Consider the following 24,433-nt stretch of genomic DNA (forward strand, 5'->3'; position numbering starts at 1 on the left):
TAAAAATAGTCCATGATTTTTAACCTTAACGATACGTTTAACAAAGAACTTCCAGCAGATATAACTCAGGAAAATTCAAGAAGACAAGTATATAATGCTTGTTATTCTTTTGTTACTCCAAAGCAAACTTCAAACCCTGAACTGATACATTTTTCAGATGACTTTTTAAATGAAGTTGGAATTACAAAAGAGGATGCTCAAAGTGAAGAATTCCTTAAGGTATTTTCTGGAAATAAAGTATTGAAAAATACGCATCCTTATGCCATGTGTTATGGCGGACATCAATTTGGTCATTGGGCTGGACAATTAGGAGATGGTAGGGCAATTAATCTGTTTGAAATTGATTATAACGATAAACATTGGACTTTTCAATTGAAAGGTGCAGGTGAAACTCCATATTCAAGAACTGCGGATGGATTAGCCGTTTTACGTTCTTCAATAAGAGAACATTTATGTAGTGAAGCCATGCATTATTTAGGTGTTCCCACTACTAGATCTTTAGCGCTAAGTTTAACGGGAGATCAAGTAATGAGAGACATTATGTACAATGGAAACGCAGCTTATGAAAAAGGAGCTGTAGTTTGTAGAGTCGCTCCTAGTTTTATTCGTTTTGGGAATTTTGAAATTTTTGCAGCTAGACAAGATAATGAAACGCTTAAAAAGCTTGCTGATTACACTATCGAGCATTTTTATTCGAACATTACTTCAACAGGAAAACAAAAGTATTTAGATTTTCTAACGGAAGTTCGAAATAGAACTATCGATATGATTGTTCATTGGCAACGTGTTGGGTTTGTTCATGGTGTAATGAATACGGATAATTTATCTATTCTTGGATTAACGATTGATTATGGACCTTATGGTTGGTTAGAAGGATTTGATTATGAATGGACTCCGAATACCACTGATGCTCAAAACAAAAGATATCGTTTTGGTAATCAGCCATACATTGCCATGTGGAATTTATACAAACTTGCTAATGCCTTATATCCATTAATTGAAGAAGTAGATCCGTTACAGACAATATTGAATAAATATGAAGCTCTGTATTTGAAACAGTATGAGGTTATGATGAAGCAAAAATTAGGCTTGGACACTAAATCAGATTATTCTTCCCTTATTTCCGGTATCGAGAAAACATTACAATTAATTGAAACGGACTATACTATATTCTTTAGAAAACTATCATTGGTTACTAAAAACGATACTCCAGCAAATTCAATACTGAAAATATCGGATGCATTTTATAACGAAGAAGAGCTTCGAGAAGAAAATAAAAAACAGTGGTTATCTTGGTTTGCTCAGTATATTGAAACTATTCAATCATTAGATTCAACAGATGAAGAAAGAGCTGCACGAATGAATACTGTAAATCCGAAATATGTTTTACGAAATTACATGGCGCAATTAGCTATTGATGACGCAAATAAAGGAAACTATGATTTAATTGATGAATTATATCAACTGTTAAAAAACCCATATGATGAACAACCAACTTACGAGAAATGGTTCGCCAAACGTCCAGAATGGGCTCGTCATAAAGTGGGTTGCTCAATGTTATCTTGTAGTTCTTAAACTTTTACTTAAGCAATACTTTCTTAACGATTTTTCCTTTACTCGTATCGAGTTGTAAAATGTATAATCCAGTCGCTAACTTTTTCATTGGAACACTATTGTTTCCATTTCCAATAAAACTAGAAGTAACTATTTTCTGTCCTGAAATATTGAATAAAGTTACATCAGTATTCTCATGAATTCCTTTTACCTGAATCGTGTTATGATCATCTACAAAAACCGTAACCGATTGTAAAGAAGCATCATCTACATTTAAAACAGATTGACTTGTGTGTAAATAAAAACGTCCAGTTCCTGAAACATTCTCAGTTAACTGTTTTGTGTAATTAGAAGATCCATCTAATAATGTAAAAACTCCTTCAACTCGGTCTTCCAAGTACATTTCATATCCTGTTGGTAAATTCGAAGATTCAGCAGCAATTGTTATCTCCATATTTCCTGAAGCATTAACACCCAATGGAATAACTTCACTAAATGTATCATTTGATAATGATTGAATGGCAAGCTTCTGTCCTTGGCTATTTTCAACCAATTCTGAATAGATTATTAAATCTGTACTTGCTCCATCAAAAATTGTAGAATCCCAACCATTATCCCATCCTGAAGTTGCTCCCTGAACGTATAAAATGTCTGTTTCCTTATCTGAATTGCCATCTACACTTAACATCAACTTTATACTTGAATGATTTTGGTTAATTCCTTTTGCGAATGTATCTGAAGACTGATGACTTTGTAAAGATTCAGGAAAACTAAAGTTCCCACCAGTTGTATTCGATCTTACAAAGAAACCTTGACCTGGAGCAATATAATAGATTCCATTTAAAATTGCCAATGCCTGATTTACTGTTGAATATTGACTCGTAGCTTGATTCCAGAACCAAATAGTTTCTTCCTCAAGAATTCCTGTATTTAAACTTAATAAATTATTTGAACCTGTAGGAGAAGAATGATTTGCAGTTACATAAGAAGGGAAAGGATTTCCGATCAAATTAAAGCCATTTCCTCCTACTCCACCATCAGCAATTGCTATTGTAACATCATTTAAAGGCATGGCTCCACTAAATGAAACATCATCTGCAGCAGTTAATTTTATTGAACGCCCTTCTCCACTAGCTAAACTTCCAGTTGTTGAGGCGTTAGCGTAAGTCCAACCTGGAGTTGAATTATCATAATCTCCAATACCAATATTTCCTGATGAACCTGATGCTAAGCTATGATTACCAATTATATCTTGAATTGTTTCATTCGTAACTGTTGATGAAACCAAATACCAATTTGTTGTTCCTAATGATCTGTTATAGGTCAAATCAAAACTAGTAGAGTTTTGTGCAATCAAAGAAGCTCCTGAATTCACAGTTACAGTTCCTGAAGTTGTAAGATTTGTTCCTACTGTTAAAGATGCTCCTGGATCAAGAGTTAAATTTGCCACTGAAATACTTCCACTAGCACTAACATCTTTCCCAGATCCAATCATAACATTTGTATTACTAGGAACCGTTGCAAAACTCCAGTTCGATGTTGTATTCCAATCGCTATCGGTATTTCCTGTGAAAATATTTGTAGTTCCGGCAATATGAAATCCAATATTCGTAAAAGTGTCTGAAGCGAAAGAATCCCATTCAGCAGCAGAATATGTTGTTGTTGGTCCACTAACTGTTGATTTTCTAACTAAAGTTGTATTTATTGCAAAATTCCCTGAACCTCCGTCAAAAGTTCCAATAATATCAATAAGTACGTCATTTTTAAACAATCCTACTGGATCATTTCCATTAAATGATAATTCGGAAGCATTTGAGGTTTGATTTGCTTTATTTGTAATATCTGTAGAAGCCCCAGAATTGGCAACCACGTGAACATTTCCATTTGCTAAATTCCCTGTTAAGGATAGACCACTCGACCAAGCTCCTGCTCCATTAGTTTGTCTTTTTATTGAATACACACTTAAATCAACTGTACTTCCCGTGTAATTTGCTATTTCTAGTGCTTTATTTACAGAAGATCCTTCAATATATTCCGAGAAAAATAGTTCTGAAGCAAATCCAGTTTGTACTGCAGTTGTTACCATGATTTGAGTACTGGAAACAGAAGTATTTCCTGCTGCATCATACGCTTGAACAGTAACATTATACGTTGTCGAACCTGTTAAACCTGTTGCATTGTAACTCGTTGTATTCGATGTTCCTACTTGAACATTATTTAATAGAATATTATATCCAGTTACTGCTGTATTATCTGTAGACGCTGACCAAGAAACTGTAAACGAAGTTGAAGCAATATTTGAAGAAGCTAATCCCGTTGGAACTGTTGGTGCTTCAGTATCACCTCCTCCACCTCCACCAAATAGATCTTCAGCTTGTGGTCCGCCCCAAATTTCAGTTGCAAAAGCAGGATTATCTATAAATGGATTTCTATTTCCCTGTGCATAAGTTCCTGCACTATCATGATACGTATTTCGTTGTTTTTCAAAATCAGAAACAGGATCTTCCGCATTCCAATCTAGAAATAAATCTATCATATCATCTGGAGTTGAAGCACTACTTCCAACACCTAACAAAGTTGGTAAACATTGACTTCCATATCGTAAATACATGTACATAGCAATTCTAGCAACATCACCTTTCCATTCATCTCCAGGATACCAGCCTCCAGTAACAGCTCCAGCGTTTCCAGTTCCATCCGCAAAAAGTGAATTTCCTCTAGATGAATTTGTGTTTGTATCACAAGGTCTTAAATTATGTGCATCCGCATATGGAGGGCCACTTGTACCTGAAGCATCCAAATCAGGATTGGCTAAAGAATTTGCAAACACGTGTTCTCTATTCCATAACCCTGTACAACTTCCTGGTCCACATGTTGCTGTTTTACTTCTTTCTCTATCATTATCCTGATTACCATCTGAACCATTTTCATAACCATAAATCAATAAAACTTCACTACTGTTCAATGGATTTTCATCTGTAATTTGAGAAGCATCCCAAATATTTGAATAAGACAAACTGTTCGTATGTGTATTAATAATCTTTGTTGCCAATTCATTTTTCAAACTAACTCCAGTTAGATTCAAATTAACATCATTATAATACGTAGGAATTTGTGCTGATACTTTTATTGCAACAAGTAACAGCGATAGAAGTAATAATTTCTTCATCTTTTTATTGGGGTTTTATTACCTAACAAAAGTATAATTTAAATTCAATATTTTCAATAACACACTAAAAATCAATATTCAATAAAACTTTCAAATAAGTAATTTGTATACGTCATTCGGTAAAATGTATACTTTTTACAGTAACCTCAAGACTAATTTTGTGGTGTAATTAAAACAATTATATCATGAAAAAAATAATGTCGATCATATTAATTCTTTGTTCAACAGCTTTAATCGCACAAAGAAATTGGAAAACAGAAACTTCTAAGAATGGAAAGGTTATCGTTAAAAGTGATATTGTTAATACTGACAATGGAAAAGTAATCTATTACATCGCAGAAACAACGACAGATATTTCCTTAGAAAAAGCTGAAAAATGTTTAAGAGATTCTCAAACACATAAAAACTTCCTAGAAAATACGACTGAAAGTAAACAAGTCGAGAAAAGTTCAGAATCAAAATGGATTACATACTACTTTTTTGATGCGCCTTGGCCTATGCCAAATAGCGACGCTGTTCAAGAATTTACGGTTACTAAAACATCAAATTCACTTACAGTAAGCGGAACATCAAAACCAAAAGCTTACAAAAGCACCGATGTTAAAAGAATGAATAATTATGATATCACTTATCATTTTGAAAAGTTAGAAAATCAAAAAACCAAACTTACCATAACAGCTAAATTTTCACCTGTAGGAAGAGTTCCTAAGTTTCTTTTAAAAGGATGGTTTCCTAAAGGACCAGCTGGAATTGCAACACGATTAATAAACGAAATTTCAAAAAAATAAAATCACATGAGTAAAGTAATCATAATAACCGGAGCTTCTTCAGGAATTGGAAAATCTACAGCGCTACAGCTTATTAAAGAAGGACACACAGTTTATGGAGTCGCAAGACGATTAGAAAAAATGCAAGATATTGTTAAAGCTGGTGGAAAAGCGTTAGCAATGGATGTTACCAATCAATCGCAAGTGAATTCTGTAATTCAAGAAATCTTATCTATTGAACAAAGAATTGACGTTTTAATAAACAATGCTGGTTTCGCTATTTGGGGAGCTGTTGAAGACACATCTTATGAAGATGCGAAACGACAATTTGAAGTAAACATTTTCGGTTTAGCAGAAGTTACCAAAGCTGTACTTCCAACAATGAGAAAACAAAAAAGCGGTAAAATCATAAATATTTCATCTATTGGAGGAAAAATTTACAGTCCACTTGGCGCATGGTATCACGCAACAAAACATGCTTTAGAAGGATGGAGTGATTGTTTACGTTTGGAAGTAAGTCAGTTCGGAATTGATGTTGTAATTGTTGAACCTGGTGCCATCAAAACTGAATTTGGGGATGTTCTGAATGAAAACTTTTCAAACTCAGAAAATGGACCTTATGCTGATTTAGCTTTAACTATGAAAAAAGTTACAGAAAATGCATATAAGGATGGAAATTACTCAACTCCAGATGTAATTGGAAATGTTATCTCCAAAGCGATAAAAGCTAGAAAGCCTAAAACAAGATATTCTGCAGGAAAAATGGCAGCTCAAACATTATTTTTTAGACAATGGTTTAGCGATAAAGCCTTTGATAAAACCATTATGAGAATGATTAAGAATATAGAAAAACAAGGTTAGTTTAGTTCAGTATCTCGTATACTCAAAAACTGTTAGCCATAATCTTTTTATTGGTTAGCAGTTTTCTTTAAATTTATACATCATGATTATCACTATAGATAAAATAGAAGACGGACATAAATTAATTGGAGTTCCAGCTCCAAAACATCCTTTAGTTTCTTTAGTTAACCTGAGAGACATATCGAAGTTACCAGAAGGAACCGATATTAAATTTATGCTCAACATGTATATGATTTCATTGAAAGATGGAATCTCTTGTTCTTTAAATTATGGTAGAAATTCGTACGACTTTTCAAAAGGAACTATGGTATTTTCCAAACCTAACCAGGTTTTATCTTCAGAAGATGAAACTATTGAAAATGATGCAAAAGGTTGGATTTTATTCTTTCATCCTGACTTAATCAGAAAATCATCTTTAGGTCAAACCATTAATGAATACTCATTTTTTGATTACGAAATTCATGAAGCGCTTCACATTTCAGAAGAAGAGCAAGAAACCATAACTGACATTGTAAAGAAGATAGAAAAGGAATATCAACAAAATATTGATAAACACAGTCAGAAGTTAATCATTTCGAATATCGAACTATTATTAGATTATTGCAATCGATTTTATGATCGACAATTTTATGTTCGAACAAACCTGAATCAAGATCATATCTCAGAATTTGAATTATTGCTAAAGAATTATTTTTCTTCTGAAAAACCTTACGAGCTTGGAGTTCCTTCAGTAAAATATTGTGGAGAACAATTAAACATGTCCCCAAATTATTTAAGTGATGTATTAAAAAAGGAAACCGGCAAAAGTGCTAAGGATCATATTCAAGGATTTATCGTAAATCAAGCTAAAAACCAGCTTTTAGGAAGTACCAATTCCGTGAGTGAAATTGCCTATAATTTAGGTTTTGAATACCCCCAACATTTTAGTAAACTATTTAAGAAAAGAACAGGTATAACTCCTGCAAAATTTAGGTCATTGAACTAATTCAACTAAGCGCATTGCTCTAATTTGTATATTTGTTATACATCAACTTTAATTACCATGAGAAAACTTTACGTTATCTGTATAACAATTCTTTGTTTATACGGGTGTGCTACCTATAATGCACAATACGCTTCAAAGAATTACGCTCACACTACAACTACTAAAAACCCAGTACATTCCTTTTATTTAATTGGTGATGCTGGTAATGCCAAAATGAACGAGAGTGTAGTTTTTTTAGAATACTTTCAAAAAGAAATTGATAAAGCGGATAAAAATAGTACAACACTTTTCTTAGGTGATAATGTATATCCATATGGTATTTATCCTAAAGATCATAAAGACTATGAATTGGTGAAACATCGACTTAAAATTCAAACCGATGCCGTAAAAAACAATGCAGGAAGAACAATTTTTATTCCTGGAAATCATGATTGGTATAATGGAGTTGATGGGCTAAAAAGACAAGAAAAATTAGTTGAAAAGGCTCTAGGTAAAAATACTTTTTTACCTGAAAACGGATGTGGATTGGATAAAGTTGATATTAATGATAATCTTACATTAATAATTATAGATAGTGAATGGTATATTACAAATTGGGATAAAGAACCTAAAATTAATGATAATTGTGATATTAAAACCAGAGAACGTTTTATAGAAGAACTTTGGAGCTTATTCAAAAAGAATAGGTATAAAAACGTAGTTGTTGCATTGCATCATCCGTTATACTCAAACGGTTCGCATGGTGGAAGTTACTCTATAAAAGATCATATGAGTCCTATTCCTATTTTAGGAACTTTAAAAAACATGTTAAGATCTCATGCTGGAATTCAAACGGATAACTTTCATCAACAGTATCAAGACTTTGTTCGTCAAATTGAAACTATAGCTAACGATTTTAAAAACAACATTGTTTTTGTAAGTGGACACGATCATAACTTACAATACTTAGAAAATAATGGATTCAAACAAGTGGTAAGTGGAGCTGGTTCAAAACAATCAGCTGCTTTAGCAGGTTATGGAGCTGACTTTACTTATGGTAATTATGGTTACGCTAAACTAAATTTTTATAATGATGGTTCAGCTATTATAGAATATTATTCTGCCAATGATGAGGATAAAAACAAACTACTGTTTAGCAAACAAATTATAGATCCTATAAAAAGAGAAACAAACTTCGATTTTTCCGAATTCGAAAAACATAAAAAAGAAGTAACTACTTCATTATATACCAAAGAAGCAGTTGATGTTACTGGATTTCATAAATTCATGTGGGGAGATTTAAACCGTGAGAAATATGGGAAAGAAATTACTGTTCCTGTTTTAGAATTAGATAAAATGTTTGGTGGTTTAAAACCGATTCGACGTGGAGGAGGAAATCAAACCAATTCATTGCGTTTAGAGAATCCTGATGGAAAACAATACGTACTTCGTTCTATGTATAAGGATGGAAGTAGAATTATGGGTGGAGTTTTAAAAGGAACTTTTTTAGTTGATGTTGTTCAAGATATTTTTACCATGTCACATCCATATGCTGCTTTTGTGATTCCAGATATGGCAGAAGCCGTTGAAATTTATCATACAAATCCGAAATTATATTACATGCCTAAACAACCTTCTTTAGGAATGTATAATGATGTTTTTGGAGGTGGAATGTACCTTTTAGAAGAACGACCTGCTGGCAATAGAGATGATGTAGCTTCTTTTGGTAACTCAACTAAAATTATCAGTACTTATGATGTTCTCGAGAAAATTCGAAAAAACGGAAAACATACAATTGATCAAAATTTCACTGTTCGTTCACGACTGTTTGATATGGTAATTGGAGATTGGGATCGTCATGAAGATCAATGGCGTTTTGCTTCATTTAAAACCGATAATGGAAAGACGTATTACAGACCAATTCCGAGAGATAGAGATCAACCATTCTCTAAATTTGATGGTATTTTAATTCCGTTGTTAAAACTGAATACTCCACTGATTAAAAACATGCAATCGATGGATTATGATATCAAAGACATGAAATGGTACAATAATTATCCTCGTTTCTTTGATGCTGAATTCCTAAACCAACTTACTTTAAAAGATTGGTTAAAAGAAGCTGAACATATTCAAAACAAACTTACTGACGAAGTAATTGAAAATGCAATAAAACAATTTCCTAAAAGTGTTTATGATATAGATGGAGAGGAATTGATTGCTAAGATTAAATCAAGAAGAGATAAGCTGAAAGAATTTGCTTCTAAATACTACAAAAAACAAGCTAAAAAAGTTCAAGTTGTTGGAACCGATAAAGATGATAAATTCATTATTAAACGATTAAATGATAATGAAACTAGTATTGAAATCTTTAGAAAAGACAACAAAATATTTAGTAGAATTTTCTTAACTGATGAAACAGATGAAGTTCAATTATATGGATTAAATGGAGATGATGAGTTTTACATTTCTGGTGACGTTGATGACAGTATTTTAATTCGTTTAATTGGTGGACAAAACCACGATGTTTATGAGGACTCATCTTCTGTTTCTGGATGGAGCAAGAAAACAAAAGTTTACGATTATCTTTCTAAGAAAAATACGGTTAAAGGAGGAAAAGAATTACACGATTTAAGAGAAGACAATTATTTCAAAAACACCTATAATCATAGAGATATTGAAAATAATACAACACTTATTTTCCCTAGTTTAGGATTCAACCCAGATGATGGATTCTTCTTTGGTGTGAATGCTACACATACTCGATATGGCTTTAAGAAAAGACCATTTGATAATCGTCATAATATTACCGCAAATTTCTATTCTGCTACTAGCGGTTTTGACATCAATTATACAGGTGAATTTGCAGAATTTATAGGAAATTGGATGTTAGAATTAAAAGCAAGAGCTACAAGTAGCAATTATGCATTTAACTTCTTTGGTTTTGGAAATAAAACTGTATTTCCAGAGGCTACAGATTTAGATTTTTATCGTGTAAAAAGAGAAGAGTTTACATTTTTACCATCTTTAGTTCGACAGTTTAATTGGGGAAGTACATTAAAATTTACAGGAACGTTTGAAGCTATTAAGGTTGAGAATACTCCTGGAAGAAACATCACAAACTTTACCAATGGAGTAACCAATATTTTTGATAGAAACTACTTTGTTGGTGGAGAAGTAAACTTCAATCATAACAGAACTGACAACAATAGTTTTCCTACAAAAGGAATGAATTTCGACTTAATCATGGGTGCTAAAATGAACGCAGAAAACACGGATCGTCATTTTGGGTATTTAAGAACTTCATTAGCTATTTACCAAAATTTAGTATCCAACAGAAGTTTAGTTTTTGCTTCTGAAATTGGAAGTCATTTAAATTTTAAAAACCGATTTGAAATTTATCATGCAGCAAGTTTAGGAGGAAATAGATCTTTAAGAGGTTACAACAATCAACGTTTTACTGGATCTGAAAGCTTTTATCATTCTAACGACCTGAGATTACGTTTAGGAAGCATTAAAGCTTTTATTCCTATGCGAGTAGGAATTACGGGTGGTTTCGATTACGGAAAAGTATGGAGTCCTTTTGCTCCTACAAATTCTGAATCTTGGAACTCAAGTTATGGAGGATCTTTTTGGTTAAGTGGACTCGATATGTTTACTATGAATTTAGCCATGTTTAATGGAAATGATGGTGGTCGATTTACATTTAGCGTAGGTTTTAATTTTTAAGAATGACACAACAAATCGTATTAGCAACGGCTTCAATTTTTGGAGCGTTATCAATTGTATTAGGAGCATTTGGAGCTCATGCTTTAAAGAAAAAATTAACTTCAGAACAATTGGCAAGTTTTGAAACTGGTGTTAAATATCAGATGTATCACGCCATAGTATTACTAGTTCTAGGCTTTAATTTTAATTCAAACTTTAGTAACGCAGCACTATTTATCATAATCGGAACAATACTCTTTTCTTTTAGTATTTATGGATTAGTACTATCGGATGCTTTTGGAAAAAAAATGAAATTCTTAGGTCCTATAACTCCAATAGGTGGATTGTGTTTATTAGTGGGTTGGGTTTTAGTTTTTCTTCATTGTTTAGCTTAAATCACAAGAATAAAATAGGGTAAATAAAAGAGTTTTAAATATCTTGTTTAACAATATTTAAAATAGATTAAACATTTTGTATCTTTGTAATCAAAATGCATCATTATGTTTGGTTTATTTAAAAAGAAATCCGAGAAAGAAAAACTTCAGAAATTATATGCTAAATTGTTAGCAGATGCTCATAAATTATCTACCTCAAACAGAAAATTGAGTGATGATAAAGTTTATGAAGCGGAGCAAGTGATGAAACGCATTGAAACAATAGAAAAACAGTCTCAAAATGACTAAAAAGAAGAAACCAGATGCCGTTGTTTACAACACAGAAACGGATCGTTACGATGCAGCGTTAAAACCTTACGCAACTTCAGTTGGTGCTCCAGTTATTACCCCAACAGATACAACTGCATGGAAAAACCGCAGTATAAATAAGGTTAACCATAAGATTAAAACAAAATACTTAGAGCTAAAAGCTGAATACGAACGTATGATGCAAGAGTTCGAATACAACAACTTAATTCTAAACGCTAATTTCTCTTTTGAACCTATTATTGGTGAAACCTATCACCTTTATCTGAATAAGAAAGAGGAACATTTTTTATCGTTAATCGCTCCGGAGCACTGCAATTTTAATTATGTCGGTAGTTTTCTATTAAACGCCGATCAAATCTGGGAAAAAGTTTAGTTTCATCTTAAATACCTCAAATGGCTTCTGAAAAAAGTAAAACAATCCATATCATCGGAGCAGGAATTAGTGGTTTAATTGCTGCACAAATTTTGGAAAATCACGGATATGCGCCAAAAGTAATCGAAGCTACGGACTCTGAAGGTGGAAGAGTTAAAACTGATACCGTTCATGGTTATAATTTAGATCATGGCTTTCAAGTATTACTTACATCTTACCCTGCAGCTCAAAAATATTTGAACTACAAAGATCTTGACTTACAATATTTTCTTCCAGGTGCAACAATCTTTAAGAACAATTCTATAAGTACAATCGGAGATGCTTTTCGAAACTTTGGATTATTAATTCCTACAATCTTATCAACCAAAGTTTCTATTAATGATAAGTTCAAAATTCTTAAGCTCAATAGAATTCTTAAACAGAAGTCGATAGAAGATATATTTTCAGAAAAAGAAACAACTACACTACAATATTTAGAGAAATTTGGATTCTCTCAAAAAACTATTCAAAACTTCTTTATTCCTTTTTTTAGTGGAATTTTTCTTGAAACTAAATTATCTACTTCAAGTAGAATGTTCGAGTTTGTATATAAGATGTTTGGTACAGGTTATGCTGCAATTCCGAAAGCTGGAATTGGAGAAATACCGAAACAACTAAAGAATAATTTATCCGCTACCACTTTCGTATTTAATACCAAAGTTACTTCTGTTGACAATCAAACTATAACTCTATCTAATGGTGAAACTTTAGAAAGTGATCAAATTATCATTGCAACAAATCCTGCAAAATTTATTACTTCTAAAAATTCAAAAAAGATAGCATGGAAATCTTGCCAGACTTTATATTTTGAAACTAACAAAAGTGTAATTAAAAAACCTATAATAGGTTTGGTTGCGAATGAAGATTCGTTAATTAACAATATTTTCTATTCTACTTCCTTACCTAATACACATACTGGTAAAAAACAGTTGTTATCGGTTACCGTTGTTCGCAATCATAATTTACACGAATCATTGCTAGTTAAACAGGTTGCAAAAGAACTGGAAACATTATGTGGAATAACTGATGTTAACTTTTTAAAAGCCTACGATATAGCAAAAGCTTTACCTGAGAGAGATAATTTAAGTTACGCTCCTTTTTCAGAAGAAATTAAATTAGACAACCACATCACATTAGCAGGTGATTATTTATGCAATGGATCTTTGAATGCTGCAATGTTATCTGGAGAATTAGCAGCCAAAACTGTTATTGAAAATCTAGAAAATCAAACTATTGCTTTGGAATAAACTCGTAAGATTTTAATTTTTCAAGAGTTGTATATTGCAATGCTTTTTTATCTGTTGCTTCCAAAATAACTTTTGGAGCTTTACCTTGTTTTTCAGCTTCTAGCCAACGAGAAATACATAAACACCATTTAGATCCTGCTTTTAATCCTGGGAATTTCCAATGTGGAATTGGAGTGGATAAATCGTTACCCCTTTTCCTCGTAAATTCTAAAAACTCATCCGTCATTACCGCGCATACAATATGAGTTCCATAATCGTAACTTGCAGTACGACAATAACCATCTCTAAAATATCCTGTAGCTGGTTCTGTACAACAACTTTGTAATGGTTCTCCTAATACATTTAATTCCATAATTCGCTTTTAATAATCAATCAATTTGCTTTGCTAAAGGAATTTTCATTTCATATAAATTTCCTCCATGTGTATGAGATCGTTCATCAGAAATATAAAGTGTATTATAATCTTTGAAATCAATAGCTTCCTTTTGAGAAGAAAAACCTAAATCTATTCTAGTTAATTTACCTTCTAAAAAATGATCATTTTCAAAATCACTGAACAACAATATTTCACGTGAAGTTAACAAAGCTAATTTTGAATTGTCTTTTGAAATTGCGGCTCCTGTAATCCAACAATCCATATCAGCACAGTTTTCAAAAGTTCCCATCAATTCTGCTTTATGCTTTCCTTTTGTAGCAGGAATCTTATATAAACTCGTTATACCAAATTTATGCTTCACTCGACTTTTAGTAAAAATATATAAGGATCCATTCATGTATACTATGCTTTCTGCATCGAAATAACGATGTTTCTTTTTAGGAGGAAACTTATGCTGTTCTGGATATTCGAATTTTATCTTTTCAACTTCAACTGATTTTTGAGTTAAAAGATCCTCTTCCTTTATTTTAAGGATAACCAAATCTTTACGCTTACTTTCATTATTCCCAAAATCTGCTACATAAATATTTCCTTGATCATCTGCAGTAATGTCTTCCCAATCTTTGTTTTTAGCATTTACGTGAACATTTCGAACTATCTCTCCCTTTGTATTCACCAAATATAATTCACTCTTATTTCCTCCATCATTATGCATCCATAGAAGTGAATCATTTACACGTGATAATCCTGATACTTCTTTTAACTTTTTAGGAAGCTTTCCAAGAAAATTTACTTGACTATAATTTGTGCATCCATAAAAGACAAATAAGAGGAATGCAAACTGTACTATTTTCATAATACTAAAAATAAAAAAAGCTCCTGTATACAGGAACTTTAATATTATATTTTAATGAATTTTTAAGATTACCAGCTTCCACCAGCTCCACCTCCACTGAAACCTCCGCCACCGAAACCGCCGCCAAAGCCGCCTCCGCCGAAACCTCCACCAGAGCTTCCGCCTCCAAAACCGCCGCCGAAGCCGCCTCCGAAACCACCGCTTCGTCGATAACCACCTCTACCTGCATTACTCAGAATTATGGTTTCTAGAATGTCTCGTGAATCTGAATCTGAATGATATCTTCTACCTCCATTTCCTCTTCCTCCTCGTGAGATTAAAATAAAGAAGACAATTATAATGATGATGAAAATTATAAAGGCAAAATTTCCTCCGCTCTTTTTCGATTTTTTTCGAGTTCCTTTATAGGTCCCTTTAAGTACTTCAAAAATCGCATCTGTTCCTTTATCTAGTCCGCTATAATAATCTCCCTTCTTAAACTCAGGAATAATTACATTTCGAATAAGTTGACCGTTAATTCCTGCTGTTAATTTGTGCTCAACACCATAACCAGGAGAAATCCATATTTTTCGATCATCTTTTGCTAATAAGACAAAAACACCATTATCTTTTCCTTCTTGTCCAATTCCCCATTCATGTGCCCATCTTGGAGTCAAAATCCCAATACTTTCGTTGTTAGTTGAATTTATAATTGCAACAACAATTTGTGTGGAAGTAGTATCAGAATAACGAACTAATTTATCTTCTAAATAAGACCTCTCTGATTGGGTTAATAACCCTCTACTTTCCTTATTATTAGTATTTTGTTTTTTGTAATAATCGTATACACTAGTTTGAAAATCGGGTTTCTCAGGAACCTCAAACTGTGCGTTTGTAAGTTGTATTCCAATACAGAGAAACAGAACAAAAAGTAAAAATTTTATCTTTTTCATTTATCCTTTAGATACTTCGTTTGGTAATTCATCTTCATCATCAGTAGTCCAAGGAAAATGTGCTTTCAGTTCTTTTCCTGCCTGTAAAACTCCTTCAACTATTCCTTGTTTAAACTTTCCTTCTTTAAACAAACTTTGCATAACATTTTTAGTGCTTTCCCAGAAATTACCGGGAACTACTTCATTGATGCCTTTATCTCCATAGATCACAAACTGATGATCATCAACAGCAATATAAATCAATACCGCATTCTGTTGCTTAGTATTATCCATTTTAAGCTTATGAAATACTTCTAGTGCTCTATCAAAATGTGATATTGAGGTTGTTTTCTCAATATGCACTCGAATTTCACCAGAAGTATCTCGTTCTGCTTTTATAATGGCTTGAACAATTTCTTGTTCTTCTTCTAAGGATAGAAATTTTTCTACGCTCGACATTTACTTTTTGTTTCCAAAATCAAAATTAACATCAGGTGCATTTTCTTTACCAGGATCTGCTTCAAAATATGGCTTATCTTCAAAACCAAACCATCCTGCAAAAATGTTATTTGGAAAACTCTTAACGTGATTATTATATGGTTTTACCGCTTTATTAAACCTTGTTCTTGCTGTTAAAATTTGATTTTCAGTACTTGCTAATTCATCTTGTAATTTCAAGAAGTTTTGGTTTGCTTTTAAATCAGGATATCTTTCAACAGACACTAATAATTTAGAAAGTGCTCCGCTTAATCCAGATTGAGCTTGTTGAAATTGTGCAATTTTATCTGGTGTAATGTCTCCAGCGTTAATTGTTGTTTGTGTTGCTTTTGCTCTTGCATTAATCACATCAGTTAATGTGCTTTTTTCAAAGTCTGCAGCTCCTTGAACAGTTTTTACTAAGTTCCCAATTAAATCACCTCTTCTTTGGTAAGCTGTTTGAACATTACCCCAAGCTTCCTCAATATTTTCATTTAATTTAATAGTAGAATTATAAAATCCTTTTCCTGAACTATATGCATACATAACTAATGCACCAATAACCAATAATGGCACTAACCATTTTTTCATAATTTCTCTCTTTTTGTTATTCTAATTGATTTTTTATCCTAATTAACTCGGCTTTCACCGCTTCTAATCTACTAATTATTTCCTGATTATCTACTGCCTTCTCTGGGTTTTGCTTTAGCTTTTGCTTTGCTCCATCTAACGTAAAACCTCTTTCTTTAACTAAATTATATATCAGTTTAAAGTTCTCCACATCTTGTTGAGTAAACAATCGATTCCCTTTTGCATTCTTTTTAGGTTTGATAATATCGAATTCTCCTTCCCAAAAACGAATTAGAGATGCATTTACATTAAAGGCCTTAGCCACCTCTCCTATTTTGTAGTATCTTTTCTCAGGTAAATCTACGTGCATCGGGGATTTTTATTTGCAATTTACAAATTAATCAAAAGATTGACGTAGCTCTTGAGATGCTTTTTGCATCGCTATAAATTCTTCTGGAGATAAATCTCCGTAGTAGTAGTAAATTGGATTAATTGGTCTTCCGTTTTTGTGCACTTCATAATGTAAGTGAGGAGCTGCTGAACGTCCTGTGTTTCCAACATAACCAATCAAATCTCCACGCTTTACTTTTTGCCCTTTTTTTGCGACAATTTTACTCATATGTGCATATACGGTTTTATAACCATAACCGTGTTCTATGTAAACAACTTTTCCAAAAGTTGCACTTCTGTTTGCTCTTGTGATTTGTCCATTTCCTGAGGCATAAATAGGAGTTCCTGTTGGTGCAGTAAAATCCATTCCGTTATGCATTCTCCACGACTTTAAAATTGGATGTAAACGCATTCCAAAACCTGAGGCCATTCTCGTTTCATCTTCGTTTTTAATTGGCTTAATTGCAGGAATTGATGCTAACATCTTCTCCTTCTTTTTAGCCAAATCTACAATTTCGTCTAATGATTTTGATTGAACTACTATTTGTTTAGACAAAATATCTAAATCCATAGTTACGGTCTTAATCATCTCAGAATTATCAAAACCTTCAAGGTTTTTATATCTATTAACTCCTCCGAATCCTGCTTTTCGTTGTTCATCCGGAATAGGATTAGCTTCAAAATAAGTTCGATAAATGTAATTATCTCTGTCCTGAAGATCAGTAAGAACATCCGTAGTTTCCTTCATTCTTTTACTTAAAAGCTCATAATGAAGTTTTAAGTTCTCCATTTCTCTTCGTTGCGCTTTTTCTGTAGGAGATTCTAAAAACTGACTCAATACTACGAAACCAAGAAACGCAACAAGAACAACACCAATCAAACCAATGACTGTATTCTTAAATTTATCCCTTTTCCTTACCTCAATCTGTTGGTAAGAAAGTGTCTCTGGGTCATAATAATATTTTACTTTTGCCATACGACCAAATGTAGTATTTTTGTGTCCTTTAGTAAAGAACGACTTATAAGGTTAGACGTGCAAATTTATGAAATGTTTCAATATATAAGCATTCTTTACACTCAATTAGAAATATTTTAACGAAAAACAAATGAAATCTCAAGAGATAAGAACTAAGTTTTTAGAATTTTATAAGTCTAAACAACATGAAATTGTTCCTTCTGCACCAATGGTGTTAAAAAATGATCCAACCTTAATGTTTACCAACTCAGGTATGGCTCCATTTAAAGAATATTTCTTGGGAAATGCCACGCCTAAAAGCACTCGTATTTCTGATTCGCAAAAATGTTTGCGTGTTTCTGGAAAGCATAATGATTTGGAAGAAGTAGGATATGACACCTATCACCATACGATGTTTGAAATGCTTGGAAACTGGAGTTTTGGTGATTATTTCAAAAAAGAAGCAATTGCTTGGGCTTGGGAATTACTTACTGAAGTTTATAAAATTCCGAAAGATATTTTATATGTTACTGTTTTTGAAGGAGACGAAAAAGACGGAACTAAAATGGACCAAGAAGCGTATGATATTTGGAAAGAATATATTTCTGAAGATCGTATTCTAATGGGGAATAAGAAAGATAACTTCTGGGAAATGGGAGATCAAGGACCATGCGGACCTTGTTCTGAAATTCATGTTGATATTCGTTCAGAAGAAGAAAAAAATAAAATAAACGGTAAATCTTTAGTAAACGAAGACCATCCGCAAGTTGTTGAGATATGGAACTTAGTTTTCATGCAATTCAATAGAAAAGCGAACGGTTCATTAGAAGAATTACCAGCGAAACATATTGATACAGGAATGGGATTTGAGCGTCTTTGTATGGTTTTACAAGGAGTTCAATCGAATTACGATACTGATGTATTCACTCCATTAATAAGAGAAATTGAGACGATTACTGGAATTGAATACGGAAAAGATGAAAAAATTGATATTGCAATTCGTGTAATTGCTGATCATGTAAGAGCAGTTTCTTTTGCTATTGCGGACGGTCAGTTACCTAGTAATAATGGAGCAGGATACGTAATTCGTAGAATTTTAAGAAGAGCTATTCGTTACGGATTTACTTTCTTAAACAAAAAAGAACCATTCATTTACAAGTTAGCAGAAACACTTTCTCATCAAATGGGAGATGCTTTCCCAGAAATTAGAAAGCAAGATACTCTTGTACATAATGTAATTAAGGAAGAAGAACAATCTTTCTTAAGAACTTTAGATCAAGGATTATTACTACTTGACAAAGTAATTGAAGGCACTAAAGGAAAAGAAGTTTCTGGTAGAAAAGCTTTCGAATTATATGACACCTACGGTTTCCCGTTAGATTTAACTCAGTTAATCGCTCGTGAGAAAGGGTATGAAATAAATGAAGAGGAGTTTAATGCAGGAATGAAAGCTCAAAAAGATCGATCAAGAGCGGCATCTGCAAGTGAAACTGGAGATTGGGTAGTTTTAATTGAAGATGAAACTGAAGAGTTTGTTGGTTATGACGCATTACAAGTTGATGTTAAATTGACACGCTACAGAAAAGTGACTACTAAAAAAGATGGTGATCAATATCAATTAGTATTTAACATGACACCGTTTTACCCAGAAGGTGGTGGACAAGTTGGTGATAAAGGATATTTAGAAACTTCAAATGGAGATATCATTTATATTCTTGATACTAAAAAAGAAAACAATGTGATTATCCATTTTGCTAAGAATCTTCCGAAAAACTTGAACGAAACGTTTAAGGCAGTTGTAAATGACGAATTCAGAAACTTATCTGCAAGCAATCATACAGCAACTCACTTATTACACCAAGCATTACGTACAATTTTAGGAACACATGTGGAACAAAAAGGTTCTTTAGTAAGTCCGGATTATTTACGTTTTGACTTCTCTCATTTCTCTAAAGTTGATAAAGATCAACTTGCAGAAATCGAAGAATTTGTAAATGCTAGAATTCGTGAAAACTTACCTTTAGAGGAAAAGAGAAATATTCCAATGCAACAAGCAATTGATGAAGGAGCTATTGCATTATTTGGAGAAAAATATGGAGATAGTGTAAGAGCAATTCGTTTCGGACAATCGATGGAATTATGTGGAGGAACACATGTTCAACAAACTGGAGATATTTGGTATTTCAAAATAAAATCAGAAGGAGCTGTTGCTGCAGGTATTCGTCGTATTGAAGCCATTACAAATGTTGCTGTGGGAGAATACTTTGAAAATGTAGAACGTAATTTCTCAGAAGTAAAAGCTTTACTTAAGAATCCTAAAGATGTAGCTAAGTCTGTTAGTTCATTACAGGATGAAAATGCTGCACTTAAAAAGCAAATAGAACAACTTTTAAAAGATAAAGCTAAAAACATGAAAGGTGATTTAAAAAATCAAATCACTGAAATTAATGGTGTAAACTTTTTAGCTACAAAAGTAGATTTAGATCAAGGAAGCATCAAAAACATCATGTTTGAATTAGGAGGTGAAGTTGATAATCTTTTTGTATTATTTGCAACAGCGCCATCTAACGAAAAAGCAATGTTAACATGTTATATTTCTAAAGATTTAGCCAATGAAAAAGGTTATGATGCTGGTAAGGTAGTTAGAGAATTAGGAAAACTTATCCACGGAGGTGGTGGTGGCCAAAACTTCTTCGCTACAGCTGGAGGTAAAAATCCAGGAGGAATTCCAAAAGCATTAGAACGTGCAAAAGATTATATCGTATAGAATCGAATATAAACTCATTAGGATTAAAGTCTAAAATTGAAATTTCAGTTTTAGACTTTTTTTTATTTTTGAAATATGAAAAAGAATGATCTATTTAGTAAAAGAAATTTAGGTTTCATAGCCTTTATAACTGCCAATATTTTAACTAGAATTTATAAAGAAGAATTTGATTATTACTTTGATAAAATTCCAAAACCAATTATTACTGGGGTATTAATTTTAGTCTTACTCTATTTTATTTATAAAGCTCTTACTCCAACGAAAAGAGAAAACGAAACTGTTTTCATTCCTAGCGAAAACGATTATGCGCACAAGGACACGAGCGTAGGTTTCACAGTTATTTTAATTGTTGGTTTTTTAGCATACGCTTTTCTAATTAATGAATATAGTACTAACGCTATCTTAATTCTCTTAATAATTCTCGTTGCGCTTATCAGTGGTTCATTTCTTAGTAAAACTACCTCATTTCAAATTAAAAATGAAAACATCACCTATAAAAGCGGTAAAGAAGAACGAGTTTTCAAAACTGATGAAATCATATCTTTAGAAGTCTATCCGAATCAAATTCACATTCAGAAACAAGACACAAAAGAAGTATTACTATTCTTATCCTTGGACAAAACAGATTTTCAAAACATCAAATCTTATTTCAATAAAAGAGTACCAGAAATTTCAGTTAAATTAGCTCAGAATTCCTCTAACTAAAAGAACATGGATATTTATACGGCCGATTTATGCGATGATTTTATTGATCTACTTCAAGTAGCTACTCCAATTGGTTTTAAAGATTATGGAGCTAAAAAGAACTTTCATGGTGAAATTGTAACTGTAAAATGTTTTGAAAAAAATCCATTAGTAAAACAAACTCTTAATACTGACGGAACAGGAAAAGTTTTGGTAGTAGATGGCGGAGGATCATTAAATTGTGCGCTTATGGGAGATAACTTAGCCGCAATGGGAATTAAAAACAACTGGAACGGAGTTGTGATTTTTGGTTGTATTCGCGATAGTAGAGAAATAGCCACTATGGACATCGGTGTAAAAGCACTGAATACGACACCGAGAAAAAGTATAAAAATTCCTGAAGGAGAAGTGAATGTTAAAGTCTCTTTTGCGGATATAGACTTTACTCCTGGTCATTATATTTATTGTGATGAGGACGGAATTGTAGTCTCAAAAACAAAATTAGTTTAACTTTTAGATATGAATCTACAAACTCAAATACCTCTTCAGAAAGAAGCTCATCATCAAATTGATTATACTTCTAAGTTGTTCCTTTTAGGTTCATGCTTTTCTGAAAACATTGGGAATAAACTTTCATATTATAAGTTTCAATCAGTTCAAAATCCATTAGGAATTTTGTTTCATCCAAAAGCTATTGAACGTTTAATTTTAAACTCAATTAACGCTAAAGAATATACAGAAGAAGATATATTCGAATTAAATGAACGTTGGCATTGTTTTGATGCACATTCTCAGTTAAGCAACAACGATAAAAAAGAACTGCTTCATAACTTAAATGAAGCTGTAAAAACAACAAAGGAACAACTTACCAACTCAACGCACATTATAATCACCTTAGGAACGGCTTGGGTTTACAGATATATAAGTTCTGATAAGATAGTTGCAAACTGTCATAAAGTTCCGCAAAAGCAATTTTTAAAAGAACTGCTATCGGTTGATGAAGTAACTGAAAGTTTAGAAAGTATCACAGCTTTAATTCGATCAATAAATCCTAATGCCTCTATAATTTTTACGGTTTCTCCTGTACGACATGTAAAAGATGGTTTTCTGCAAAATCAACAAAGTAAATCGCATTTAATTGCTGGAATTCATAATGTAATCGAACCTAGAAAAAATATTCATTATTTTCCTTCGTATGAAATTATGATGGATGAACTACGTGATTATCGTTTTTACAAAGAAGATATGATCCATCCTAACCAAACGGCTATTCATTATATATGGGAAAAGTTCGTGTATAGTTGGTTTAATGAATCTTCATTATCAACCATGAAAAGAGTTGAAGAAATCCAAAAAGGAATTACTCACAAACCTTTTAATCCTAATTCTGAAGCTCATCAAAAGTTCTTGGACAAACTAAAATTTAAACAAGAGCAGTTACAAAAAGAATTTTCATTTATGAGATTTTAAATTTTGATTTGCCAACCAAAAATAAAACTTAACGAATTCGTTTTTGTATACTCAAAATGAGGTTCACTCTCTATACTTACAGTTCCCAGATGATTTCTTAGCTCCATGAAACAACTGAACCTTTCACTTATATCAAAAATTTTACCTATTCCTAATGAAATACCAGAATCAAATTCAGAAAAATATTGAGATAAATCATCGCTCCACTCTCTTTCATTTATTCTTTCTCTAGCCTTTAGGAAATAAGAAGCAAAAAAACCACCTTTAACATAGAAAGGACTCTTATCACTAAAATCATACTGTATAGTTAAAGGAATCGTCACGAATTCATAAAGATCGTAAATCCTAAAACTATTTATAACCTGTCCATTCAGAACAAACTCAGGAGAAAATACACTTACTAATTTTCTTTCGTAATTGATTTCAGTTTGAAAAGACCATCTTTTACTTAGATAAATATTGGCATTTACACCAAATAAATAATCTATTTCAGAATCATGTTCAGAAACAATATCGTCTTCAAATCTCAATGATGAATAAGTTACTCCAGCGTGTAATCCAAGTTTAACCTTATTTTGACCATATAAACCTGTAAAACAAATTAAACCAAAGGTTAGGAAAAGTAGTTTTGAAAATTTCATAGCTTTTTTATTACAAAAGAAATCATAACTAACTAATAAAACAAGAAAATCAATTAATGATTCCTTTATTTTAAAAACTAATTCCTGATAACTTCCATTTTATTCCAATAAATACCTTCTTCATTCTATTTTTCATTTTCTCGTGACGATTAGTTCAGATATTTGAAGTGTTCAAGAAAGCCAAAATTGCTTTTCTAAACATACTAAATTGAAACTAACCTTAAAACTTATATAAAATGGGAAATGTAACATCAACAATTTACTCGACTACAGCTAAAGAGCCAATGACTCAATTAAACTTTTCTACTGATTTCAACGGAGAATCAGCTGTTGTAAAAGTAGATTTTTTAAAGAGTGGAAGTGTTGTAACTAGTCAGAGTTATAATTTAGATAACGCTAATCGTATTGCTAAAATTAATTTAGAAGCAACAGATATGAAATCTGAAGGAACATTAACTTTTGCTGCTGAGGGTAATGCAATTGCTTATTCAGGAGTTGGAATTTGGGGGAATGTAACTTCTTTTAGAGCAGAAAACGTTGCCGTTGCTTATAGATAAGCACTAAGCATGTTCATAGTAAGTAAATGAAAAAGAGATGCAAATTGTTGCATCTCTTTTCTATTTAAACTCTTTTCAAATCTTTATAGGTATTGATCAACATTACCCCAAGGTCCTCCATTGATAATATCAACTCCATGACCTTGCAAAAATTCCGTAGCTTGTCCACTTCTTCCTCCGCTTCTGCAAACAGCAATTACGGGTTTATCCCAAGATTTAATCTCTTCTACATTGTTAGGAATTGTATCTAAAACAATATGCTTAGCTCCTTCGCTATGTCCTTCATTCCACTCAGCTAACGTTCTAACATCTAATACAACTGCACCTTTACCTAGGTACTCTTGAATTTCATTTGCCATATTTTTCTTTCTAAATAATAAATTAAATAATTTCATT

At 32.4% G+C, this 24,433-nt stretch carries 24 protein-coding genes; 14 read left to right on the plus strand and 10 right to left on the minus strand.

Going from position 1 to position 24,433, the window contains the following annotated elements; genetic code table 11:
• The first annotated feature begins 12 nt into the window (after nt 1-12).
• Nucleotides 13-1,575, plus strand: a complete 1,563-nt coding sequence (locus ABNT61_RS09260) for a protein adenylyltransferase SelO (protein ID WP_348742997.1) — start codon at nt 13-15, stop codon at nt 1,573-1,575.
• Between the two features lie 4 nt (nt 1,576-1,579).
• On the opposite strand, the gene ABNT61_RS09265 is transcribed toward ABNT61_RS09260, so the two are convergent.
• On the minus strand, nt 1,580-4,723 hold the full coding sequence (locus ABNT61_RS09265) for an endonuclease (protein WP_348742998.1): 3,144 nt from the start codon (nt 4,721-4,723) through the stop codon (nt 1,580-1,582).
• Nucleotides 4,724-4,908: 185 nt separating this feature from the next.
• On the opposite strand from ABNT61_RS09265, the gene ABNT61_RS09270 reads away from it, so the two are divergent.
• The 8 genes from ABNT61_RS09270 (at nt 4,909) to ABNT61_RS09305 (ending at nt 13,383) form a co-directional block, all read left to right on the plus strand.
• Nucleotides 4,909-5,511, plus strand: coding sequence for a hypothetical protein (locus ABNT61_RS09270; protein WP_348742999.1), 603 nt, complete (start codon nt 4,909-4,911; stop codon nt 5,509-5,511).
• A gap of 6 nt (nt 5,512-5,517) precedes the next feature.
• Nucleotides 5,518-6,351, plus strand: coding sequence for an oxidoreductase (locus ABNT61_RS09275; protein ID WP_348743000.1), 834 nt, complete (start codon nt 5,518-5,520; stop codon nt 6,349-6,351).
• An 82-nt stretch (nt 6,352-6,433) separates the two neighbouring features.
• On the plus strand, nt 6,434-7,336 hold the full coding sequence (locus ABNT61_RS09280; RefSeq protein ID WP_348742289.1) for a helix-turn-helix domain-containing protein: 903 nt from the start codon (nt 6,434-6,436) through the stop codon (nt 7,334-7,336).
• Nucleotides 7,337-7,393: 57 nt separating this feature from the next.
• Nucleotides 7,394-11,041 carry a metallophosphoesterase gene (locus tag ABNT61_RS09285; RefSeq protein WP_348743001.1) on the plus strand — a complete coding sequence of 1,216 codons (3,648 nt, stop codon included), beginning with the start codon at nt 7,394-7,396 and terminating at the stop codon, nt 11,039-11,041.
• Nucleotides 11,042-11,043: 2 nt separating this feature from the next.
• On the plus strand, nt 11,044-11,415 hold the full coding sequence (locus ABNT61_RS09290) for a DUF423 domain-containing protein (RefSeq protein WP_348743002.1): 372 nt from the start codon (nt 11,044-11,046) through the stop codon (nt 11,413-11,415).
• Nucleotides 11,416-11,520: 105 nt separating this feature from the next.
• Nucleotides 11,521-11,703 carry a Lacal_2735 family protein gene (locus tag ABNT61_RS09295; RefSeq protein WP_348743003.1) on the plus strand — a complete coding sequence of 61 codons (183 nt, stop codon included), beginning with the start codon at nt 11,521-11,523 and terminating at the stop codon, nt 11,701-11,703.
• The gene (locus tag ABNT61_RS09300; protein ID WP_348723919.1) at nt 11,696-12,097 is read left to right on the plus strand and encodes a DUF2452 domain-containing protein; all 402 of its coding nucleotides are present in this window, start codon (nt 11,696-11,698) and stop codon (nt 12,095-12,097) included. The genes ABNT61_RS09295 and ABNT61_RS09300 overlap by 8 nt, the downstream gene beginning before the upstream one ends.
• A 20-nt stretch (nt 12,098-12,117) precedes the next feature.
• Nucleotides 12,118-13,383, plus strand: a complete 1,266-nt coding sequence (locus ABNT61_RS09305) for an NAD(P)/FAD-dependent oxidoreductase (protein ID WP_348743004.1) — start codon at nt 12,118-12,120, stop codon at nt 13,381-13,383.
• On the opposite strand, the gene ABNT61_RS09310 is transcribed toward ABNT61_RS09305, so the two are convergent.
• The 7 genes from ABNT61_RS09310 to ABNT61_RS09340 all read right to left on the minus strand — a co-directional run bounded on the left by ABNT61_RS09310 (nt 13,367) and on the right by ABNT61_RS09340 (nt 17,939).
• On the minus strand, nt 13,367-13,735 hold the full coding sequence (locus ABNT61_RS09310; RefSeq protein WP_348743005.1) for a DUF2237 domain-containing protein: 369 nt from the start codon (nt 13,733-13,735) through the stop codon (nt 13,367-13,369). The genes ABNT61_RS09305 and ABNT61_RS09310 overlap by 17 nt on opposite strands.
• Before the next feature lie 16 nt (nt 13,736-13,751).
• On the minus strand, nt 13,752-14,615 hold the full coding sequence (locus ABNT61_RS09315) for a hypothetical protein (protein ID WP_348743006.1): 864 nt from the start codon (nt 14,613-14,615) through the stop codon (nt 13,752-13,754).
• Between the two features lie 68 nt (nt 14,616-14,683).
• Nucleotides 14,684-15,547 carry a TPM domain-containing protein gene (locus tag ABNT61_RS09320; protein WP_348723924.1) on the minus strand — a complete coding sequence of 288 codons (864 nt, stop codon included), beginning with the start codon at nt 15,545-15,547 and terminating at the stop codon, nt 14,684-14,686.
• On the minus strand, nt 15,548-15,985 hold the full coding sequence (locus ABNT61_RS09325) for a TPM domain-containing protein (protein ID WP_348743007.1): 438 nt from the start codon (nt 15,983-15,985) through the stop codon (nt 15,548-15,550).
• Nucleotides 15,986-16,594, minus strand: coding sequence for a LemA family protein (locus ABNT61_RS09330; protein WP_348723926.1), 609 nt, complete (start codon nt 16,592-16,594; stop codon nt 15,986-15,988).
• A gap of 16 nt (nt 16,595-16,610) precedes the next feature.
• Nucleotides 16,611-16,943 carry a MerR family transcriptional regulator gene (locus ABNT61_RS09335; protein ID WP_348743008.1) on the minus strand — a complete coding sequence of 111 codons (333 nt, stop codon included), beginning with the start codon at nt 16,941-16,943 and terminating at the stop codon, nt 16,611-16,613.
• 27 nt (nt 16,944-16,970) lie between these two features.
• Nucleotides 16,971-17,939 carry a M23 family metallopeptidase gene (locus ABNT61_RS09340; protein WP_348743009.1) on the minus strand — a complete coding sequence of 323 codons (969 nt, stop codon included), beginning with the start codon at nt 17,937-17,939 and terminating at the stop codon, nt 16,971-16,973.
• 130 nt (nt 17,940-18,069) lie between these two features.
• Between ABNT61_RS09340 and alaS the strand changes: the two genes are divergently transcribed.
• From alaS to ABNT61_RS09360, 4 genes are all read left to right on the plus strand, one after another.
• Nucleotides 18,070-20,685 carry an alanine--tRNA ligase gene (alaS, locus tag ABNT61_RS09345; protein WP_348743010.1) on the plus strand — a complete coding sequence of 872 codons (2,616 nt, stop codon included), beginning with the start codon at nt 18,070-18,072 and terminating at the stop codon, nt 20,683-20,685.
• A 75-nt stretch (nt 20,686-20,760) separates the two neighbouring features.
• Nucleotides 20,761-21,390 (plus strand): hypothetical protein, encoded by a 630-nt coding sequence (locus ABNT61_RS09350; RefSeq protein ID WP_348743011.1) that lies wholly within the window; start codon nt 20,761-20,763, stop codon nt 21,388-21,390.
• 6 nt (nt 21,391-21,396) lie between these two features.
• On the plus strand, nt 21,397-21,879 hold the full coding sequence (rraA, locus tag ABNT61_RS09355) for a ribonuclease E activity regulator RraA (protein ID WP_348742276.1): 483 nt from the start codon (nt 21,397-21,399) through the stop codon (nt 21,877-21,879).
• A 9-nt stretch (nt 21,880-21,888) separates the two neighbouring features.
• The gene (locus ABNT61_RS09360; RefSeq protein ID WP_348743012.1) at nt 21,889-22,839 is read left to right on the plus strand and encodes a GSCFA domain-containing protein; all 951 of its coding nucleotides are present in this window, start codon (nt 21,889-21,891) and stop codon (nt 22,837-22,839) included.
• On the opposite strand, the gene ABNT61_RS09365 is transcribed toward ABNT61_RS09360, so the two are convergent.
• Nucleotides 22,836-23,480: a porin family protein gene (locus ABNT61_RS09365; protein ID WP_348743013.1), complete on the minus strand. Its 645-nt coding sequence runs from the start codon at nt 23,478-23,480 to the stop codon at nt 22,836-22,838. The genes ABNT61_RS09360 and ABNT61_RS09365 overlap by 4 nt on opposite strands.
• 236 nt (nt 23,481-23,716) lie before the next feature.
• Between ABNT61_RS09365 and ABNT61_RS09370 the strand changes: the two genes are divergently transcribed.
• Nucleotides 23,717-24,037 carry a hypothetical protein gene (locus ABNT61_RS09370; RefSeq protein WP_348743014.1) on the plus strand — a complete coding sequence of 107 codons (321 nt, stop codon included), beginning with the start codon at nt 23,717-23,719 and terminating at the stop codon, nt 24,035-24,037.
• An 83-nt stretch (nt 24,038-24,120) separates the two neighbouring features.
• Here ABNT61_RS09370 and ABNT61_RS09375 read toward each other — a convergent pair whose 3' ends face one another.
• Nucleotides 24,121-24,432: a rhodanese-like domain-containing protein gene (locus ABNT61_RS09375; protein ID WP_348712802.1), complete on the minus strand. Its 312-nt coding sequence runs from the start codon at nt 24,430-24,432 to the stop codon at nt 24,121-24,123.
• Nucleotide 24,433 lies beyond the last annotated feature (1 nt).

This window comes from Tenacibaculum sp. 190524A05c, from assembly GCF_964036595.1.
In the GTDB taxonomy this organism is placed as follows: Bacteria; Bacteroidota; Bacteroidia; order Flavobacteriales; family Flavobacteriaceae; genus Polaribacter; species Polaribacter platacis.

What these genes read in the sequence shown, in the direction of transcription:
- ABNT61_RS09260 (WP_348742997.1), top strand. Translation starts at nt 13, where the DNA reads ATGATTTTTAACCTTAACGATACGTTTAACAAAGAACTTCCAGCAGAT.
- ABNT61_RS09265 (WP_348742998.1), bottom strand. Translation starts at nt 4,723, where the DNA reads ATGAAGAAATTATTACTTCTATCGCTGTTACTTGTTGCAATAAAAGTA.
- ABNT61_RS09270 (WP_348742999.1), top strand. Translation starts at nt 4,909, where the DNA reads ATGAAAAAAATAATGTCGATCATATTAATTCTTTGTTCAACAGCTTTA.
- ABNT61_RS09275 (WP_348743000.1), top strand. Translation starts at nt 5,518, where the DNA reads ATGAGTAAAGTAATCATAATAACCGGAGCTTCTTCAGGAATTGGAAAA.
- ABNT61_RS09280 (WP_348742289.1), top strand. Translation starts at nt 6,434, where the DNA reads ATGATTATCACTATAGATAAAATAGAAGACGGACATAAATTAATTGGA.
- ABNT61_RS09285 (WP_348743001.1), top strand. Translation starts at nt 7,394, where the DNA reads ATGAGAAAACTTTACGTTATCTGTATAACAATTCTTTGTTTATACGGG.
- ABNT61_RS09290 (WP_348743002.1), top strand. Translation starts at nt 11,044, where the DNA reads ATGACACAACAAATCGTATTAGCAACGGCTTCAATTTTTGGAGCGTTA.
- ABNT61_RS09295 (WP_348743003.1), top strand. Translation starts at nt 11,521, where the DNA reads ATGTTTGGTTTATTTAAAAAGAAATCCGAGAAAGAAAAACTTCAGAAA.
- ABNT61_RS09300 (WP_348723919.1), top strand. Translation starts at nt 11,696, where the DNA reads ATGACTAAAAAGAAGAAACCAGATGCCGTTGTTTACAACACAGAAACG.
- ABNT61_RS09305 (WP_348743004.1), top strand. Translation starts at nt 12,118, where the DNA reads ATGGCTTCTGAAAAAAGTAAAACAATCCATATCATCGGAGCAGGAATT.
- ABNT61_RS09310 (WP_348743005.1), bottom strand. Translation starts at nt 13,735, where the DNA reads ATGGAATTAAATGTATTAGGAGAACCATTACAAAGTTGTTGTACAGAA.
- ABNT61_RS09315 (WP_348743006.1), bottom strand. Translation starts at nt 14,615, where the DNA reads ATGAAAATAGTACAGTTTGCATTCCTCTTATTTGTCTTTTATGGATGC.
- ABNT61_RS09320 (WP_348723924.1), bottom strand. Translation starts at nt 15,547, where the DNA reads ATGAAAAAGATAAAATTTTTACTTTTTGTTCTGTTTCTCTGTATTGGA.
- ABNT61_RS09325 (WP_348743007.1), bottom strand. Translation starts at nt 15,985, where the DNA reads ATGTCGAGCGTAGAAAAATTTCTATCCTTAGAAGAAGAACAAGAAATT.
- ABNT61_RS09330 (WP_348723926.1), bottom strand. Translation starts at nt 16,594, where the DNA reads ATGAAAAAATGGTTAGTGCCATTATTGGTTATTGGTGCATTAGTTATG.
- ABNT61_RS09335 (WP_348743008.1), bottom strand. Translation starts at nt 16,943, where the DNA reads ATGCACGTAGATTTACCTGAGAAAAGATACTACAAAATAGGAGAGGTG.
- ABNT61_RS09340 (WP_348743009.1), bottom strand. Translation starts at nt 17,939, where the DNA reads ATGGCAAAAGTAAAATATTATTATGACCCAGAGACACTTTCTTACCAA.
- alaS (WP_348743010.1), top strand. Translation starts at nt 18,070, where the DNA reads ATGAAATCTCAAGAGATAAGAACTAAGTTTTTAGAATTTTATAAGTCT.
- ABNT61_RS09350 (WP_348743011.1), top strand. Translation starts at nt 20,761, where the DNA reads ATGAAAAAGAATGATCTATTTAGTAAAAGAAATTTAGGTTTCATAGCC.
- rraA (WP_348742276.1), top strand. Translation starts at nt 21,397, where the DNA reads ATGGATATTTATACGGCCGATTTATGCGATGATTTTATTGATCTACTT.
- ABNT61_RS09360 (WP_348743012.1), top strand. Translation starts at nt 21,889, where the DNA reads ATGAATCTACAAACTCAAATACCTCTTCAGAAAGAAGCTCATCATCAA.
- ABNT61_RS09365 (WP_348743013.1), bottom strand. Translation starts at nt 23,480, where the DNA reads ATGAAATTTTCAAAACTACTTTTCCTAACCTTTGGTTTAATTTGTTTT.
- ABNT61_RS09370 (WP_348743014.1), top strand. Translation starts at nt 23,717, where the DNA reads ATGGGAAATGTAACATCAACAATTTACTCGACTACAGCTAAAGAGCCA.
- ABNT61_RS09375 (WP_348712802.1), bottom strand. Translation starts at nt 24,432, where the DNA reads ATGAAATTATTTAATTTATTATTTAGAAAGAAAAATATGGCAAATGAA.